We start from the raw sequence: 20736 nt of genomic DNA on the forward strand, positions 1-20736 counted from the left end.
AGTAGTGTGCTGCCTTCGGATTGAGAAGCAAATTTGTTTCTCTTTCCGAACCTTTTTCATAAGAAGGATGAGATTTAGATTAGTTTAAAACCAGGTTCATACCTGGTTTTTTTATGGATTAAACTGTTGTATTTTCTGAAACGATCTCTTTAAATGTGAATTGATATTTTTCATTGTATAATTTCACATAGAGCTTTATGTAGTTTTCATACGTCTCCATTGCCAAGCTATGTTTTCCTTGTATGGAAAGGAGATTGCATTTCACCCGAAGGGCGGTTTCATTCATCTGATCGAATTCAAAAATAACATTTGAAATGGCCAGGCGTATGCTTGGTTCAAAATCGAATTTAGTTAATAATTCCTCCAGAGTACTTACAATTGTACCGGTTGTTTTGTCTTTAAAAGAATCCAGCCATTCAGGAATAATATCGCGAAGCAGGGTGCCTCTGTGTAATATCTGAATTATTTCCTCTATTTTATCATTATCCGAATTTGTTATTTGGGTACTAATACATTTTTGAATGTGTGCCAAATCGCAGAAAATGTTCTCTTCGAGTACCATCTTCCAATAATTATTGTCGAAAGTAATTTCAATTCCTTGAATATCTTCTAAGATGCCACGTAACTTTTTAATATTAACACCTCTGTTGTTTTTGGCCTTATCTTCCGGTTTATCCGGCCAAAGGAATTCTTGAATTCTTCTTGATGAAATTCCTTTTCCATCTTCAAGAGAATACAATAATATCAAAAGGAACAATTCTTTTAGAGTAGGGCTAAAGCGGTAGGTGATATCTTTGTTTTTCTTATCAAAAACCTGAAATCCTCCAAACAACAGGATAGAGTTTACTTGTGGAATTTCAAAAGTCGGTAGTTTTTCCTGAAAGGTTAAAATGGAATCATTTTCTAATTTTTCAATTTTTATTTTAGTTCTAATTTTTCTCCTCACAAAAAATATCAGGAACAAAAGTGTTGCGGCTAAAAAAACGTAGAATAATTTTATGGCGAACGGAAGTGAATCATTATTCATATTCAATTCTTTATCTGCTCCGGGTTCATAGCTTATCGAATACATAGATACCTCATATGTTTCAGCATCCGCATTCGTTTCCTGCGATGTAAGTGCAATCAATTTATTTTCACTTTCCCAATAATATAAATCAGCGAATGATTTAATGTCTACAAATTCGTAAGGTATACTATCGCCAATAAAATATAGTTTTGGATCATTAATAAATCCTTTTGCTATTCGAAGGTGAGTACTGCTTTTTTGACAAGGAAATAGTAATGTATAAAAGGCACTGTCTTTTTCAGTTACTTTTAATGAATTTACGGGCAGGTATTGAAATTGATCATTTTGCTGTAGTTCCCATAATTTTTTTATTTCATTTGTTTTGAAATCAATTCGATAAAGGTCGTAGTAAAATTCTTTTCCTAAAATTTGTTTTCCAAGAGGATTTCCCAGTCCTCCAAATAAATAAACAACATTACTGTTTTCAGCCGAAAATCCAAGAGAACTGCAATACCGAGGTTCGATTACATCTCCTTTAAGTTTGAGCTCAGTCCATACTTTGCTTTTTTCGTTGAATGATTTAATTGAATTGGAATAGGAATAGTAACCGTATCCGCACAAAGTAGTTATTTGGTGATTAATTGGATGAATCAGCTTGTTGTGATGCCACCACTTTGGCAGGTCATTAGTTACACTGTCGGCATGACTCCAGCTTTGATTGACTGAATTGTAAGTTGAAAGATCGTTTTGGTTTAAACTATACGAAACTAATTGATTGTTGCTGTCAATAATAAGCTGTTGAGATTTTTCAAAAACAGGGTATCCGGAATTTTTATTGTTTGTAATTAAAGTGCCTGCTTTTAATGAGTAGGTGCTTGTAACACCATTTTTAAGAACAAAATGAATTACTTCATTTTTTTTATCATATGCCATTGATGGCATTGTGGGAAACGATAATGTTTTAACTTTTGTCCACTGATTGTGGTAATCAATTACCCAATCAGGATTGTAAATTTTCGCAGTTCTGCTCGATAAAATGTCTTTAAGTTCATTGTTGGCAACTTTTCGAAATGGCCATAAATGTTTTGGTGTTCCGTCAATATGAATGGCCAAATCTTTTACAGACATCGAGGGAACTTCATCAATAAAAAAGCCATACTTGTTTATGACACCTAACGATAAGGAAAACTCGGAAGATTTGGGGAATTGAATTGAATTTTCAAAGTGATTTTCCCCAAGAGTTAAGGAAATCTCTCCATTTTCACTATCAATTTTAAGTTGGAATGGAATCCATCTGTTTCGAAGAAGGTTTAATGAATTAAAATTACAATGAAATTTAGTTTCTTTTTTATTGTGGATTACATATAAATCCGGTTCTCTATAGGTAACCTGAATTAAGTTTTTACCATTTTCCTCCTTTAAAGATAGGATTTCCCCATAATGCGTTTCTGTTTCCCGTAAAGAAAGCATAAAAGCAATGGTGAAGCTTTTGGTATATGAAATATTATTCTTGTGTGTAATATCAATTCCAGTCCGATTCTCTTTCGAAACCTCGTTGGATTTAAAATAAATACCATGGTCAGCAAAAAGAGAAGGGGAAGATATAATTAAAGCAAATAATGTAAGTAGAAATTTCATTATTATTTATGGCGTTTGTTAATTTCCAAATATATCGAAATATACCAAGACTTTAAAGATAAAAGCCTAAAAAGACTAAGGTCATTGCACAAAACGGAAGAAGAATTTGTGAACTTATTTCAGCTTGATATCAATCAAATTAATTTATTCATTTCGATAATAGAAAAAACAGTAAATAGGTGGTGGAATTGTGATAGGTATAAGTTGTTTCTAAAATCGACTTCATTCAATAGTTGGAACAAATAAGGAATTGCTAAAAAACCTAATTAATTTTGCCCGGCGAGCCACTTTTAGTAAAGTTTTGTAAATCAGATGTAAAACAGTTGATTAATGATTTTATGTGCCTTGTTAATTCAATATTAATCGTGAATTAATACGTTTGCGCTAATATTGGTTGCAGAAAAAAACAACATTTTTTTTGTTCATTGTATAATTAATAATTCTAACTATGAAGAAATGCTATTTACGAAATCTTCATTCAAGCCTGGCTAACCCATTAGGACTTGGAAGTAAGATTGGGATTTTTGCTTTGCTTTGTGCGATGATGGTTCTTCCATTTTCGGCAAATGCAAACGTTAACACATTAACTAATGACAATTTATCTGTTTCTGCAACACAGCAAGTTGTTACAGGTGCTGTTACTGAAGACTCAGGGATGTCACTTCCTGGAGTATCAGTTGTTGTTAAAGGTACTACAATTGGAACAGTAACTGATATCGATGGAAAATTCGAGATCACAGTTCCTGAATCAACCAGTATTCTGGTTTTTAGTTTTGTTGGTATGCAAACACAGGAAATTACAGTTGGTTCTCAATCTGTAATTAATGTTGTGATGACTGTGAATGCATTAGAAGTGGCAGAAGTTGTAGTAACAGCTTTAGGTATTAAAAGAGAAAAGAAGGCTCTTGGTTATTCTGTTCAGGATATTAAATCTGATGAAATAACACAAGGAGCTGATGCTAATTTAGCAAGTGCTTTGGAAGGAAAAATTGCAGGAGTTCAGATTAATCAGTCTGGTGGTGGTGTTGGAGGTAGTTCAAGAATTGAAATTCGTGGTGCTAGTTCCCTTACAGGTAACAATGCTCCGCTTTGGGTTGTTGATGGAGTTCCTTTTAATGATTCCAGAGAAGGCGAAGATGCCGGAGTTTTTGGTGGTGTTGATAAATCAGGTGCAGCTTTTGATATTAATCCAGATGATATAGAATCTGTTTCTGTATTGAAAGGACCAAATGCAGCAGCTCTTTATGGCTCTCGTGCCGGTAATGGTGTTATTTTGGTGACAACCAAAAAAGGGAAGAAAAATGCAGGTCTGGGAATTGCCTATTCTGGAAGTGTAACTATTTCCGAGGCAGCTTACTTTCTTGATATGCAGGATAAATTTGGTCAGGGAACCGAAGGTGTTTACGATAAAAACGGAACTTCTTCGTGGGGGCCGGAAATGAAGGGACAAATGCTTGAATCCTGGACTGGAGAAATGATTCCTTATGAGGCTCAAACTAATCGGATAGAAGATTTTACCAGAACAGGTGTGAGTCAAAAACACAACCTTTCATTTACAGGTGGAAACGAAGATGGATCCTATCGTGCATCAATGGGGAAAGATATTTCCAATGGAATTTATGATGGACACAAGGTAGAAAAAATGAATTTTGATTTAAGAGCTGACTACAATATTAATCCATGGTTAAATATTGACACAAAAGTGTCCTATATGAATACCAAAGGTAAGGAAAGACCTGAGATGGGATTCTATAGTTATATGTCATATTTTAATCAAATGCCTATGAATATCCGAACTCAGGATTTAAAACCTGGATATGATATGGTAGGAGGTAACCATGTTGAGAAGTTGTATACAACTTCGAATGCAAGTTTTCGTAATCCATATTTCTTGCAAGATCAGCAAAGTTATCAGGATGAGAGGTACCGTACTTTTGGATATTTTGCAGCCAATATGAAATTGACTTCTGATCTAAAACTTAGATTAAAGTACGGTTTGGATTACTATCGTGAAGATGCTCAATCTATGTATAAATATGCTGATAATGTATATAGTAATCACCCTGATTACAATACGATGGAGCGATTTTTTAAAGAAGAGAATTATGAGTTTTTGTTGAGTTACAATAAAGATTTAAGTGAAGATTTTGCTGTTAGTTTAAATGTAGGTGGTAATAAAATGTATACTACTACAGAGAATTTATCAAGCAAGTCGGGCAAGTTGCCTTCTGAAGGAAACTATTTTTTAGGATATGGTACCAACATTTCTTCAAGTGAGTCAATTTCCGAAGAAGAAGTTCAGTCTATTTACGGATTTGGTCAGGTAGCCTATAAAAATATGTTATTTCTTGATTTTACAGCACGTAACGATTGGTCGTCAACACTTCCAGATGATAACAACTCTTATTTTTATCCATCGGTTAGTTTAAGTGGAGTTTTATCTGAAATGGTTGAGATGCCAAGTTGGATTACATACGCTAAATTAAGAGGTTCATGGGCTCAGGTTGGGAAAGCGACAGATCCATACAAGACTAGTATGTTGTATAAAATTGAAACGGGTAATTTTAATTTACTAAAAGGTTCAGTGCCGAGTATTTTAGTTAATCCAGATTTAAAACCTGAAATTTCGTCTTCTACAGAATTTGGTTTTGATGTAAGAATGTTTAATAATCGCATTGGAATTGATTTCACCCTGTATGATGAAAATACTCAAAATCAGATTATGCCGGTTGATATGGATCAAAGTGCTGGTTATCAGCAGAAATTGATTAATGCTGGTAAAATCTCAAACAAAGGAGTTGAAATCATGTTGTCAACCACTCCAATTAAGACCAAGGATTTCACTTTGGATCTAAACTTCAATTTTGCTGCTAATACCACAAAAGTAAAAGAGCTTGATGCTGATCTAAAAGAATACAAATTTGGGGATATTAATGGAAGCCCAATGGTTGTTGGTATTGAGGGAGAAAAACTGGGTGATATTAAAGGGTATAAATATCGCAGAAATGATGCTGGTGCAATATTAGTAGACTCGGAAGGACTGCCAATGAGAACAGAACAGCTTGAGGTGATTGGAAATTTACAAGCAGACTGGACAGGATCTATTGGTTTAAAGGCTGATTATAAAGGATTGTATGTGTCTGCGCTACTTTCCATTCAGCAAGGAGGCGATATCGTTTCGATTACCGAAAAAGGAGCTGTTGGAGCAGGTACTGCAAAAAGAACAGCTGAAAATAATAGGAATCCTTATACAGTTGATGGACTAACAGAGGGTGGAGCAGTAAATTTAACATCTGCAACAGCAGAAAGATATTGGGGTCGAATTTCCAGTATCGATGAAGAGTTTGTGTATGACGCATCCTATATGAAACTAAAAGAAGTGGCTGTTGGTTATTCAATACCTCAAAGTTTCTTGAGTAAAATTGGTAAGAATCCGATTAAAACCGCAAGAATTTCAATAGTGGGACGAAACTTGTTCTATTTCTATAAAGACACACCTGGGACTGCTCCTGATGCAAGTGCTTACAGCTCTAGATTTGAGGCTTCGGCATTTGATTTTTCTCCGGTTCCAGCGACCAGAACATATGGTTTCTCACTTAATTTGGGATTCTAAGAGTTATAAGTATTAATGATCATGAATCGAACTAATGAAAATACCTTGATAGGACAGAAGTGTTATTCAAATTACGAGATTCATGTGCCTGTTGAAAATTAAAAATATACAGATGAAAAGAATATATAATTCATTACTATTATTAGGCTTGATATTCATCGGTTTTGGTTGCACCGATGATTTTGAGGAGATGAATACGCCCAAAGATTCCGTAACGGAAGTAGAACCTCGATTTTTCTTTTCGGATATGGTTCAGGGAGTTTTTGCAAACTACCAGAGAAACGTTAATTTATATCCTGACTTTTATGCGCAATACTGGGCATCTACAGGTGCTTGGGCTGTGTCTGATCGATATGAATACAAAGATGATTGGATTGGAAATCAATGGAAAGAACATTATACTCAATTTAATTTGGAGTCGAATACTGTTGATGCACAATTTGGCGATAAACCTGCCTATAATGATCAGATTGCCATTAAAAATATTTGGATGGTGTATTGGTGGTCGCGTATGACTGATACTTATGGAGACATTCCATATTTTGGTGTTAGTAATGCCGAAACTAACGCATACGACTCTCAGGAGGCTATTTACGATGATTTGTTTCTTAAACTTGATGAGGCAATTAAGAGCATTAAAAATGATGAAACACAAGCACTTTATGGCGAATACGATTTAGTTTATAAGGGAGATGTGGCAAAATGGATACGTTTTGGTAACTCGCTTCGCTTAAGACTTGCAATGCGTATTTCAAATATTGCTCCAGCTAAAGCACAGGCTGAGGCTCAAGCAGCGATTGCCGGTGGAGTGATGACAAGCAATGATGATATTGCACACGTTCCGATGTGGAGCAATGGATGGTATGATTATCTTCATCAGATGGCATGGTATTGGGATAATATTCGTGTAGCTAAAACATTTACTAATTATTTATATGGTCAGTCAAGTGTTGGAGAAGATCCTAGAGCACCACGTTGGTTGTCTTATAAAGTAGACGGAAAACCGTTAACTAAAGAAGCAGCTGGAAAAGCAACTTATGAAGGCTTGGAGAATGGCTTAGATGCAAGTATGCCATCATCATCGGCTGAAGTAACAGGTAAAGCGACTATTCGTTTGGAAAATGGATTCGTGGAATTCTCAGGTGATGGAGATAAAAATGCAATGTTTTGTCCGGTAATGTATTATTCGGAGGTTCTATTTCTTCAGGCTGAAGCAGCTCTTCGTGGGTGGACTTCTGGCAATGCGAATGCATTATACAAACAAGCTGTTGAAGCATCAATGGATTTTGTTGGAGTGAATGCAGTTGATGGTGATGCTTATGTTGCCGGATTAAATGATTTAACGGGAAGTAATGAAGCTCAGTTGAAGCAAATTATTACTCAGAAATGGATTGCAAACTTTCCAAATGGAATTGAATCCTGGGCTGATTTTAGAAGAACAGATTATCCTGACTTAACCCTGCCTTACGATGGAGTAAGTGGAAACGCTTCTGTAGCTGCCGATACTTATGTGAAGCGAGTTCGTTACCCTGATAATCAACACAATTTAAATGAAGTTTCAATGCCATCGGCATTAAATACGATCGAAACAGACCGTATGGATATCAAACTTTGGTGGGATGTTGAAAATACAAAAGCCAAATCAGGTGGATTAATGAACAGTAATTTTTAGAAAAAAAATATTTTGAATGGAGCTGCTCTTATGGGGGCAGCTCTATTATTCCTGCTTAAAATAAGTAGTTAAATAGCAATTAGTGATAAATTTCGTACATGTGTGAACTGTTATTTTGGTTTGCATTAGAAATTATACAAATATTGTTTCCCGTTATAGGGTTTGCTTCCGCCTCCATAAAAGGGAAGGATTTTTTTCCAGCCTTTTCGAAAAAAGGTGTACTAAAATTGAAGATTAAACAGCCTTGAGCTACAACATATATCAGCAGATTATAAAACTTAAGAACAAAAATCAGATGCTATACCAAAATTCTCTTAAATCATTAATTTTGCTTTCTTTGGCAATTACTACTTTATTTTCCTGTAGTAACAGAGAGCAAAAAGATACCGAAGGTAACTACATTCAATTTGTTGATCCTTTAATTGGATCGGCAGGACATGGACATGTTTTTGTAGGTGCGAGTGTACCTTTTGGAGCCATTCAGGCTGGCCCGAGCAATTTCCATAAAGGCTGGGATTGGTGTTCTTCGTATCATTACTCAGATAGCATCGTCAAAGGTTTTTCTCATTTGCATTTAAGTGGAACAGGCTGTGCCGATTTAGGCGATTTTTTAATTATGCCTGCTGTAGGTGATGTGAAAATGAATCCTGGGTCACAGGAACATCCGGAAAATGGTTATGCTTCCTATTACAGTCATAAAACCGAGAGGGTTGAGCCTGGCTACTATAAAGTGCATTTGGATACCTATGATATAGATATTGAAATGACCACAAGTGAACGTGTAGCTCTTCATAAAATAACATTCCCAAAATCAGATCAGTCAAAAATAATTCTTGATTTGCAGGAGGGAAACGGTGATAACGCTACCGAAACATTTTTTCATAAAGTAAATGATACAATTGTAGCCGGTTATCGTTTTTCAACCGGATGGGCTGAAGATCAAAGAGAATATTTTGCAATGGTTCTGTCTAAGCCGATTAAAGATATTGAAGTCTATAATGGCGACAAATTAGTGGAGGGAGATGCAGCAAAGGGACTTGCAGTAAAAGCTTGCCTGGAATTTGAGACAGAAGCTTCAGAAGAAGTGCAGGTTAAGTTTGGGATGTCTCCTGTTAGCATGGAAAATGCATTGGCGAATATTAAGGCTGAAATGAAATCATGGGATTTTCAACAAATTCTTTCTGAGAATCAACAAAAGTGGAATAAAGAGCTGTCTAAAATTGAGATCGTAACCAATGATCTTAAAAAGAAGAAAGTATTCTACTCAGCAATGTATCACACATTAATTGCTCCCAACTTATTTAATGATAACAATGGAGATTACAGAGGTGTTGATAAAAAAGTATACCAAAATGTTGATTTTACAAATTACACCTTATTTTCTTTATGGGATACTTACCGTACAGCGCATCCTTTATATACTTTGACACAACAGGAACGTGTTCCGGATATGATTAATTCAATGCTGACAATTTATCAGCAGCAAGGGAAATTACCGGTTTGGCATTTAAGGGGAAACGAAACCAATACAATGGTTGGATACAGTGCAGTTCCGGTTGTAGTAGATGCTTGCTTGAAAGGATTTGAAGGGATAGATTACGAATTAGCTTACGAAGCGGTAAAAGCAACGGCTATGGGCGATTTTGAGCCTGGCGTTAAAGAGTTACAGGAATATGGTTTCATTCCGTGTGATATGATGCATGAATCGGTGGCAAGTGCCATGGAATATGCGATTAGTGATTGGGCAATCAGCAAACTAGCTGAAAAATTGGGTAAAACTGATGATGTAAAATATTTTGAGGAGAGAGCTAAAGCATATACCAAATATTTCGATCCGAAAGATCGGTTTATGAAAGGAAAAATGAAAGATGGCTCCTGGAGAACACCTTTCAATCCTTACTCAGCACAGCATCGTGTAAACGATTATTGTGAAGGCAACGCATGGCAATATCTATGGTTGGTACCACAAGATCCGGAAGGATTAATTGCTCTTTTGGGAGGCGAAAAGCCATTTCTGAATAAGTTGGACAGTCTATTCTCAATTTCTTCGGAATTGGAAGAAGGAGCGTCGTCGGATATTTCTGGTTTAATTGGTCAATATGCACATGGAAACGAGCCAAGTCATCACATCACTTATTTGTATGCATATGCCGGCGAGCAATTCAAAACGGCTGACAAGGTTCGTTACATCATGAATGAATTGTACACCGATCAACCTGATGGTTTGTGCGGGAATGAAGATTGTGGACAGATGTCGGCTTGGTATGTAATGTCTTCCATGGGATTCTATCCTGTTAATCCAAGCAATGGTGCTTATGTATTTGGCAGTCCTTTGTTTTATGAAGCAAGCATTAATCTTCCAGCAAATAAGAAGTTTACCATTAAAGCAAACAACAACAGTGATGATAATATTTACATTCAGTCTGCGACTTTAAACGGATTGGAGTATACAAAATCATTCATCACACACAAAGATATTTTAAAAGGAGGAGAGCTGACATTCGAAATGGGAGCAAGGCCAAATCCAAATTTTGGAAAATCAATTCAAGATCGACCTAAATCAATTGTTTACTAGTACTAAGATGAAGAAAGCAAACGTATTACTATTGTTATTTATTGTGGTTTTAGCTGCATGTGGAGGAGAAAAGGAAATCAGTAAGGAGCAGAATTTGGTTGATTTTGTAAATCCATTAATGGGAACCGATTCCGACTATTCTTTGTCAAATGGAAATACATATCCGGCTGTTGCATTGCCGTGGGGAATGAATTTTTGGACACCACAAACCGGTGAAATGGGAAATGGCTGGTGTTATGCCTATGATGCAAAAAAAATCAGAGGAATAAAACAAACCCATCAACCAAGTCCGTGGATAAACGACTACGCTGCATTTTCATTAATGGCCGTTACCGGTGATTTAAAATTTAAAGAGGATGAAAGAGCATCTTGGTTTTCACATAAAGCTGAAGTGTCGAAACCAAACTACTATAAAGTTTATCTGGCGGATTATGATGTTACCGCTGAAATAACGCCTACAGAACGAGCGGCTGTTTTTCGCTTTACGTTTCCGGAAAATGAGTCATCTTATATTTTGTTGGACGCATTTTTTAAAGGATCTGAAGTGACAATTCTTCCGAAAGAAAGAAAAATAATCGGTTACTGCAGAAATAACAGCGGTGGTGTTCCTGATAACTTCCACAACTACTTTGTTGCCGAATTCGATAAAGAATTTGAGGTAACACATACTTGGCATGGAGACAAATTAACTGAAAATTCACTGAAAGCAAGCGGAGAGCATGTTGGTGCTGTTATTGGATTTAAAACTCAAAAAGGAGAGGAAGTTCATGTGAAAGTGGCTTCATCTTTTGTAAGTCCTGAACAGGCACAATTGAATTTGGACCGGGAAATTGGAACTAAAAATTTTAATAAGGTATTAACCGACGCTGAATCGGCATGGGAAAAGGAGCTTTCCCGAATTAAAGTGGAAGGTGGAACCGATGATCAATTAAAGACATTTTATTCATGCTTGTACAGGGTACTATTATTCCCCCGCAAGTTTCATGAAATTAACGATAATAATGAAGTAATTCATTACAGCCCTTACAATGGTAAGGTACTGCCCGGCTATATGTTTACAGATAATGGCTTTTGGGATACATTCCGGGCAGTCTTTCCATTTTTCACACTAATGTATCCTGATATTAACGCTCAGATTATGGAAGGATTGGCCAACACTTACAAAGAGAGTGGTTGGTTGCCCGAGTGGGCGAGTCCTGGTCACAGAGGATGCATGATTGGTTCGAATTCGGCTTCTTTAATAGCAGATTCTTACCTAAAAGGAATTCGCGGATATGATATTGAAACATTGTACGAAGCAATTCTTAAAAATACTAAGGGCTGCAACAAAGAGATTACATCTGTAGGTCGTTATGGAGCAGATTATTACAACGAGTTGGGTTATGTTCCTTACGATGTGAATATCAACGAGAATGCAGCCAGAACATTAGAGTATGCTTACGATGATTTCTGTGTTTGGAAGCTTGCGAAAGAATTGGGTCGTCCGCAGGAAGAAATTGATTTGTTTGCCAAAAGAGCTCAGAATTATAAGAATGTATTCGATAACGAATCTGGCTTGATGAGAGGAAAAAATGAGGATGGTTCTTTTCAGGCTCCTTTTAATCCATTAAAATGGGGCGATGCCTTTACTGAAGGAAACAGTTTGCATTACACTTGGTCGGTATTTCAGGATGTGAATGGCTTAATTGATTTGATGGGGGGAAAGGAAAAGTTTATTTCTACTTTGGATGGTGTTTTTGAGATGCCTCCTAAATTTGATGATTCATATTATGGTGGCGTAATTCACGAGATTCGTGAAATGCAGATTGCAAACATGGGGAATTATGCACATGGTAATCAGCCCATTCAACACATGATCTACTTGTACAATTTCGCTGGACAGCCATGGAAAGCGCAGGCAAGAGTTCGTGAGGTAATGGATAAGCTCTACACTCCGCAGGCCGACGGTTATTGTGGGGATGAGGATAACGGACAAACTTCTGCCTGGTACGTGTTTAGTTCAATGGGCTTTTATCCCGTGTGTCCCGGAACCGATGAGTATGTTTTTGGTGCTCCGCTTTTCGATAAAATTACTTTGAGCCTCGAAAATGGAAAAACGTTTACAATTTCAAGTACTGATAATTCATCAGATCATGTTTTTGTGGATGACATCAAGTTAAACGGAAAGTCTTATGGAGCAAATTTCATTAAACACAACGATATTTTAAACGGGGGAAATCTTGAATTTAATATGTCGGCACAACCAAATAAGGTGAGAGGAACTACTAAAGAAAGTTTTCCATATTCTATGAGTAAATAAGAAAGAATGATATTAGCATATCAAATATAACGGAAGGCTTGCAAACATGAGTTTGTAGGCCTTTGTTGTATGAAATTGATGAATCAATCTAAAAGTAAGTGATATGATACGAGTTAGGGCACAATTGTTACTGTTATCTTTTCTTTTTGGATTTTTTGGAAATTGCTTATTTGCACAGGAGAATCCAGCTTGGATGATTGAAGCAAATGATTATACCAATTATACAGGAATATCAGTTGCAAATGGACGAATAGGAATTCTTCCTTCAGCCGAGCCAGGAAAAACCAAATCGATTATTCTGAACAATGTTTACGATAAGGAATCGAAATTTGGTGTTAGTAAAGTGTTGTTGGGAATTAATTTTGCAAATATTGAAATAGTTGTCAATCAAGACACGCTTTCTACTGCAAATTGTTCCAATTGGAAACAAGTGCTGAATATGAAATCTGCTTCGTTCGCAACATCATGTCAGTTTAAAGAATATGCCGAGATATCTTTTACGCTTTATGCATTAAGAGGAATGCCTTATTCCGGATTGGTAGACGTGAAAATAAAATCCCTGCAAAAGGAATTAGAATTTAAGGTGAATGGACAAATTGTTTGTCCAAGTGAATATAAAGATGTGACTTCTGATTTTAGGATTTTACAAGATTTGGATGCACGAATGCCAATATTGCAGACTGTAGCAAAGAGTCCGTTTGGGAAACACGATTTGGCAACCAGTGCAGCATTTATATTTGAAGGCGAAACACCCGATTTAAAGCACAATTTGAAAGATCCTTTTACCAATGAACTGGGCTTTTCTAAATCTTTGAAAAAAGAGGAAGAATATAAATTTGCCTGGTGTGGATCGGTTTGTACATCGCAGAATTTTACAGATCCGAAAAGTGAATCGGAACGAATGGTTATTTTTCAGCTACTGGGAAATAAACAAGCTGTGATTAATCGTCATAAAGAACTTTGGTCTGAATTGTGGAAAGGTGATGTTGAAATTGAAGGAGATCCGGAGTCTCAGCAAGATATCCGTTTGGCATTGTTTCATTTGTATTCTTTTGCCAGAGATGACTCTAATTTGAGCATTGCTCCAATGGGTTTATCATCTCAAGGCTATAACGGACATGTATTCTGGGATACTGAAATATGGATGTTTCCACCTCTTTTGGTTTTCAATCAGAAAATTGCAAAATCTTTACTGAATTACAGATTTGACAGACTGGAAATGGCAAAGAAGAAGGCTCAGAATTATGGCTATACAGGTGCCATGTTTCCATGGGAATCGGATGATACAGGTGAAGAGGCGACGCCAACCTGGGCTTTGACGGGAACCTTCGAGCATCATATTACAGCAGATATTGCTATCGCTTTTTGGAATTATTTCAGAACTACAGGAGATAAGGAGTGGTTGAGAGAGATTGGATTTCCGGTACTGAAAGAAGTTGCTGATTTTTGGGTAAGTCGTTCTGTTCAGAATCATGATGGTAGTTATTCCATTAACAATGTAGTTGGTGCGAATGAATTCTATCATCATGCCAATGATAATGCCTTTACCAATGGATCGGCGAAAACCGCTTTGCAATTTGCTGTTGAGGCGGGAGAAATTCTCAAAAAAGAAGGCAATCCTCGTTGGGATAATGTCGCCAAAGGATTAAAGTTTCATTATTTTGAGGATGGTGTGACCAAAGAGAATTCGGAATACAATGGGGAGATTATTAAACAGGCAGATGTTAACTTATTGGCCTATCCTTTTGCAATTGTTACTAAACCCGAAGAAATAAGAAGAGATTTGGAATACTATGAGTCTAAGATTGCTCCGGAAGGTCCGGCAATGTCTTATTCTGTTTTAGGCGTATTGTATGCACGATTGGGTGAGCCGGAAAAAGCATTTGAACTTTTCAAGAAAGCTTATGTGCCCAATAAACGACCGCCATTTGGAGCACTTTCCGAATCTGCTTATAGTAATAATCCGTATTTCGCGACAGGAGCTGGCGGTATGCTGCAAACAGTTCTTTTCGGATTTGGAGGATTACATTTTACAGAGAATGGAATAGAACAAGAAAATCCGTGTTTGCCAAAACAATGGAGGAAATTAACCATAAAGGGTGTAGGCCCCGAATTAAAAACTTATGTGATTGAGTAATTATGAATAAAATGACAATTGTAGTATTGCTGTCAGTCTTGCTGTTTTCTGCATGCGAATCGAGTAAAAGCGTTGACTTGTTATCACCCAATGGTGAAATTGCTTTTGACCTGAAAGTGAATGAGAATGGACAGGCGTTTTATAAGCTTCAAACCAATAAAAATCAAATATTCTCTGATTCAAGATTAGGGATGGAATTGCGGGAAGATTCTTTGTTTACCGATGGCTTGCGAATTATTAATGTAGTAAGAAATGAAAAGAATGAGAATTGGAAACCAGTTTGGGGACCAAATGATAGCATACTCGAAAAGTACAATGAGCTAATAGTTTCCTTAAAAAATCATGCAAATAATGATTTGAAGTTATATGTGCGTTTGTTCGATGATGGATTGGGTTTCAGATATGAAATCCCTCAGCAAAATGGCATCGATAGTATTAACATTACTAAGGAATTAACAGAATTTAATTTTGCTAAAAATGGAACAGCATGGTCTATTCCTGCAAATTTTGATTCTTATGAAATGCTTTATAGAACTACCCAATTAAGCGAAGTACCAGATGCGAATACACCAATTACGGTAAAAATGGAATCGGGTTATTACGTGAGTATTCATGAGGCAAACCTGACGAATTATGCAGGAATGACTTTGAAGAATACGGGTAGCACTAATTTTCAAGCGAATTTGGTTCCTTGGCCCGATGGAGTGAAAGTAAAAGCAAAAGGTTCATTACTGTCTCCATGGAGAACAGTAATGCTATGCAAAAATGCGGCAGGCTTAGTTGAATCGAATTTAATTCAGAATTTGAATGAGCCTTGTGCAATTCCAGATACGAAATGGATTCAACCCATGAAATATGTTGGTATTTGGTGGGGAATGCACTTGGGGGTTGAAACCTGGACTCCTGGACCAAAACATGGTGCGACTACTGATAATATGAAAAAATACATTGATTTTGCTGCTGATAACAATATTCAGGCAGTTTTGGCCGAAGGTTGGAACACAGGCTGGGAAAATTGGGGGAAACCAAAGGCATTCGATCAGGTAACATCTTATCCCGATTTCGATTTTGATGAAATTGTGAGCTATGCAAAGTCAAAAGGCGTTGAACTGATAGGACATCACGAAACAGGCGGAGATTATATCTTTTATGAAGAAAGTATGGATAAAGCCTTTTCAAAATTGCATGATAATGGCATTAGGGTAGTGAAAACAGGATATGCCGGACCAATTCCTAACGGTCAGTTTCATCACGGACAAAAAATGGTACAACATTATCGAAAAGTAGTGGAAACTGCGGCCAAATATCATTTGATGGTGGATGCACATGAACCAATAAAAGCGACAGGAATCAGCCGTACTTATCCAAACATGATGACACGCGAAGGAGTTAGAGGAATGGAGTGGAACGGGTGGAGTGAAGGAAATCCGCCGGAGCATCATGTGATTTTGCCATTTACCCGTTGTTTGGGAGGACCAATTGATTACACGCCTGGAACTTTTGATATTTTGTACAAAAACCGAAAGGATTACATTAAATGGAACAGCAACGACAAAGGCAATAGCCGGGTAAATACCACCTTAGCGAAGCAATTGGCTTTGTGGGTTTGTTTGTACAGTCCTTTGCAAATGGCTTCTGATATGATCAGTAATTACGAAGATCAGCCGGCTTTTCATTTTTTTGTGAATCTGCCGGCGGATTTCGAAGAATCTAAAGTATTGGCAGCAGAAATCGGAGATGTATATGCTGTTGCCCGTCGGAAAGCTTCGAATTGGTACATTGGTGCCATTACCGATGAAAATGCCCGGGAAATTGATTTGGATTTAGGCTTTTTGGATGCTGATAAAAAGTACGAAGCAACCATTTATTCTGATACAGATAACACTAGCTTAAGTGACAATCCAACCGAAATAAAAATCTTTAAAAAAGCAGTCGACAGCAAAACAAAATTGCATGTGAAAATGCAGAATAGTGGAGGACAGGCTATCGAAATTAGAGAAGCTAAAGGATAAATTTTTAAACAGTTTCTAAGTCTTTGGTTATTTTTATAAGGATTAATGAATGTAACGAGTGATTAATCTTAAAATTAATCTGCTTTTAATCCATAAAGCTTTTATTTGACTAACAGATTAGAAATTAGTAACCGTTCGGGGAAGAGCTTGGCTGGCCCAATTCCCGTTCGGTATTATTTTAATTTAGAATTACAACCTAACAAAACTCAACTTGATGAAGCGCTTATCAGGAATTTTGATTCTGTTTTTTCTAAGCATAAATGGTTTTGCTCAATTTGTCGATTACGTAAATCCATTTATTGGAACGACTAATTTTGGTACCACAAATCCGGGAGCAATTGTACCACGGGGAATGGTCTCAGTAAGTCCGTTTAATGTTTCCGGATCCGATTTGAATACCTACGACAAAGATGCCCGATGGTGGTCAACACCATATTCCTGGGATAATTCTTTTCTTACCGGATTTTCACATGTAAACCTAAGTGGTGTTGGTTGTCCCGATTTGGGCGTTATTTTATTGATGCCGACTACCGGTGAAGTCAATGCAGATCATAAAGCATACGGATCTATCATGACAAATCAGGAGGCAAGACCAGGTTATTATGCAACCGACTTGGAAAAGTATGGAATTAAAGCAGAGCTGAGCTCTACCAAAAGAACCGGTATCAGTCGCTATACTTTTCCAAAAGGGAAATCGAATGTACTTTTAAATTTAGGTTTGGGTTTAACCAACGAAACGGGTGCAAAGGTTCGGATCGTAAACAATCAGGAAATAGAAGGTTCCCGTATGACAGGAAGTTTTTGTTACAATGATGGTTCGGAACGTCCGGTTTATTTTGTGGCTCGCTTCAGTAAAAAAGCGGAAGAATTTGGGGTGTGGAAAAAAATGCCCGAAATGCAAGCCGAATCTGCTTGGAGCGATACCGATGGTCAGTTCAAATATTACAAAAACTACACACAAGAGTTATTTGGTGACGAAATTGGAGCTTATTTTACATTTGATACCAACACGAACGAACAAATAATTGCAGAAGTTGGCGTATCATATGTAAGTATTGCCAATGCAAGAATGAATTTGAATGCTGAATCGAATCAGTTCGATTTTGGCAAAACAAGATTGCAGGCCTCACAGGAATGGAATAGTACTTTGAGCAGGGTAAAAGTGGAAGGCGGAAGCGAAGACCAAAAAACAATATTTTACACCGCTTTGTATCACACGCAAATTCATCCAAACATCATAAACGATGTAAACGGACAATATCCGGCCATGGAATCTTTCGAAATTCGCGAGACCAAAGATTGCAATCGTTATACCGTATTTTCTTTGTGGGATACTTATCGAAATTTCCACCCATTAATGGCCTTGTTATATCCTCAGGAGCAGCAAGACATGGTTCGATCTATGGTCGACATGTACAAGGAAAGCGGATGGTTACCAAAATGGGAGCTAAACAGCAAAGAAACACACGTTATGGAAGGTGATCCGGCAATTCCGGTTATTGTTGATTCTTACTTGCGTGGATTAATAGATTTTGATGTAGAAGCTGCCTATTCTGCAATGGTGAAATCTGCAACGACTGAAGGGAAAAATAACAAACTGCGGCCAGATATCGATCATTATTTAGCAAAAGGATATGTGCCTTTGGTTGAGGAGTTTGACAACTCGGTTTCTCATGCTTTGGAATATTATATTGCCGATTGGAATTTGGCACAATTCGCCAAGGCTCTTGATAAAAAGGAGGATTACAAGAAATTCCTGAATCAATCTCTTCGTTACAAAGAATATTTCGATCAGAAATTCGGAATGATTCGCCCTCGCTTGGGAAATGGTGATTTCTTAACAAATTTTGATCCAAAACAAGGCGAAAACTTTGAACCAAGCCCAGGCTTTCACGAAGGAACAGCATGGCAATATACCTTTTGTGTTCCGCACGATATAAAAGGCCTGACACAATTAATGGGCGGGAAGAAAAATTTCGTAAACAAATTGCAGATGGTTTTTGACGAAGGATTGTTCGATATGGCGAATGAACCAGATATTCACTATCCATACTTATTCAACTATACCAAAGGTGAAGAGTGGAGAACGCAAAAAGAAGTTCACCGATTAATCGATACGTATTACAAAAATGCACCTGATGGCATACCTGGGAATGATGACTGCGGCACCTTATCTGCATGGGTAATCTACAGCATGATGGGAATATACCCTGTTTGTCCTGGAGATACCGATTATGCTATTACAAGCCCTGTTTTCGATAAAATAACCATACAGCTCGATCCCGAATTTTATTCAGGAAAAACTTTTGAAATCATTACACATCGTAAGAATAAAGGCGATTTGTTTATTGATAAAATGATGATTAATGGAAAGAAACAAAACTCTTATTTCATTAATCACAAAGCAATAAGCGAAGGAGGAAAACTGGAATTTTTTCTAAAAAAATAAAAATACAACCTAATAACACCTGTTAAATACTAATGTCAAAAACCAATAACAAACCAAAACATCCGGCTACTTGGATTCCCACTGCATATTTTGCGATGGGCTTACCATTTGTTGCTATTGCTCAAGCATCCGTGCTTATGTTTAAGAGTTTCGAAATTTCCGATTCATTAATTGCATTTTGGACCTCGCTCATCATGTTGCCTTGGACATTAAAACCACTATGGAGTCCAATATTGGAAATGTTTAAAACAAAAAAGCATTTTGTTGTAGCAACGCAACTTGTAACAGGATTTACATTTGCTCTGGTCGCATTGGCTCTGCCATTAGATAGTTTTTTTACCTATTCTATTGCTTTATTAGCTGTTATAGCCGTTAGTGGTGCAACCCACGATATTGCTGCCGATGGAGTTTACCTAAGTGTTTTATCAGGAAAAGAACAAGCAAAATATATTGGATGGCAAGGTGCGTCGTATAACATTGCAAAAATTTTAACTGCTGGTGCTTTTGTTTATTTAGCAGGTATTCTCGAAGAACGTTTTGGTGTATTGCATGCTTGGATGGCTGTTATGCTTACCTACTCAATAATAATGATTTCATTGGCTTTGTATCATATTAAAATGTTACCATCAGGAGGAAATGCAAGCAGCGAAGTTGCATCGTTAAATGAGGGATTTAAAACCTTGTGGGATGTTATAAAAACCTTTTTCCAGAAAAAACACATTGGTTGGTTTATTGTTTTTATCATCTTGTACCGATTTACCGAAGGCTTTGCCATTAAAATAGCTCCTTTATTTTTTAAAGCCACAATCGAAGATGGCGGTTTGGGACTTAGCACTTCGCAAATAGGACTTATTTATGGTGTATTTGGTTCTGCAGCTTTTGTTCTGGGGTCAATTTTAGCGGGCTATTATATTTCCGCGCGGGGATTAAAAAAATCTTTATTCACTCTTGTTTGTATTTTTAATGTTCAATTCATAATTTACGCTCTATTGGCCGTTTACCGCCCGGAAAGTATATTTCTAATTGGATCTGCAGTTGTGGTTGAATATTTTGTATATGGTTTTGGCTTTGTGGGGTTAATGTTGTTTATGATGCAGCAAGTTGCTCCGGGGAAATATAAAATGGCTCATTATGCATTTGCTACAGGTATCATGAATCTTGGCATTATGCTGCCGGGTATGTTAAGTGGTTTTATGAGCGATTGGTTAGGCTATAAGTTATTTTTTATATGCATACTTGTTGTTATAATTCCGTCTCTGTTAGCCGCAAAATTTGTTCCTTTTGTTCATTCTGAAGAAAGCGAAGCAGATGAAAATAAAGTCTAATATCTAT

9 protein-coding genes are annotated in these 20736 nt (G+C 36.9%); 8 read left to right on the forward strand and 1 reads right to left on the reverse strand.

The annotated features are described in order from the left end of the window. Positions 1-118 precede the first annotated feature (118 nt). Positions 119-2647, reverse strand: coding sequence for a Kelch repeat-containing protein (locus tag GQR60_RS10120; RefSeq protein ID WP_124992806.1), 2529 nt, complete (start codon positions 2645-2647; stop codon positions 119-121). Between the two features lie 448 nt (positions 2648-3095). On the opposite strand from GQR60_RS10120, the gene GQR60_RS10125 reads away from it, so the two are divergent. The 8 genes from GQR60_RS10125 (at position 3096) to GQR60_RS10160 (ending at position 20729) form a co-directional block, all read left to right on the forward strand. Further along, positions 3096-6260, forward strand: a complete 3165-nt coding sequence (locus GQR60_RS10125) for a SusC/RagA family TonB-linked outer membrane protein (protein ID WP_124992807.1) — start codon at positions 3096-3098, stop codon at positions 6258-6260. A gap of 112 nt (positions 6261-6372) precedes the next feature. After that, on the forward strand, positions 6373-7932 hold the full coding sequence (locus GQR60_RS10130) for a SusD/RagB family nutrient-binding outer membrane lipoprotein (RefSeq protein WP_160463454.1): 1560 nt from the start codon (positions 6373-6375) through the stop codon (positions 7930-7932). Positions 7933-8227: 295 nt separating this feature from the next. Next, on the forward strand, positions 8228-10507 hold the full coding sequence (locus GQR60_RS10135; protein WP_124992809.1) for a GH92 family glycosyl hydrolase: 2280 nt from the start codon (positions 8228-8230) through the stop codon (positions 10505-10507). Positions 10508-10514: 7 nt separating this feature from the next. Beyond that, on the forward strand, positions 10515-12806 hold the full coding sequence (locus GQR60_RS10140; protein WP_124992810.1) for a GH92 family glycosyl hydrolase: 2292 nt from the start codon (positions 10515-10517) through the stop codon (positions 12804-12806). Positions 12807-12909: 103 nt separating this feature from the next. Continuing rightward, complete coding sequence (locus GQR60_RS10145) at positions 12910-14943, forward strand: glycosyl hydrolase family 95 catalytic domain-containing protein (RefSeq protein ID WP_124992811.1); 2034 nt, start codon at positions 12910-12912, stop codon at positions 14941-14943. Between the two features lie 11 nt (positions 14944-14954). After that, entirely contained in the window at positions 14955-16955 is a 2001-nt protein-coding gene (locus tag GQR60_RS10150; protein ID WP_160463455.1) for a glycoside hydrolase family 97 protein, read from the forward strand. A 214-nt stretch (positions 16956-17169) separates the two neighbouring features. Next, positions 17170-19404 (forward strand): GH92 family glycosyl hydrolase, encoded by a 2235-nt coding sequence (locus tag GQR60_RS10155; protein ID WP_124992813.1) that lies wholly within the window; start codon positions 17170-17172, stop codon positions 19402-19404. 32 nt (positions 19405-19436) lie between these two features. Next, positions 19437-20729: an MFS transporter gene (locus GQR60_RS10160; protein WP_124992814.1), complete on the forward strand. Its 1293-nt coding sequence runs from the start codon at positions 19437-19439 to the stop codon at positions 20727-20729. Positions 20730-20736: the final 7 nt, after the last annotated feature.

This window comes from Labilibaculum euxinicum (assembly GCF_009795715.1).
GTDB lineage: Bacteria > Bacteroidota > Bacteroidia > Bacteroidales > Marinifilaceae > Labilibaculum > Labilibaculum euxinus.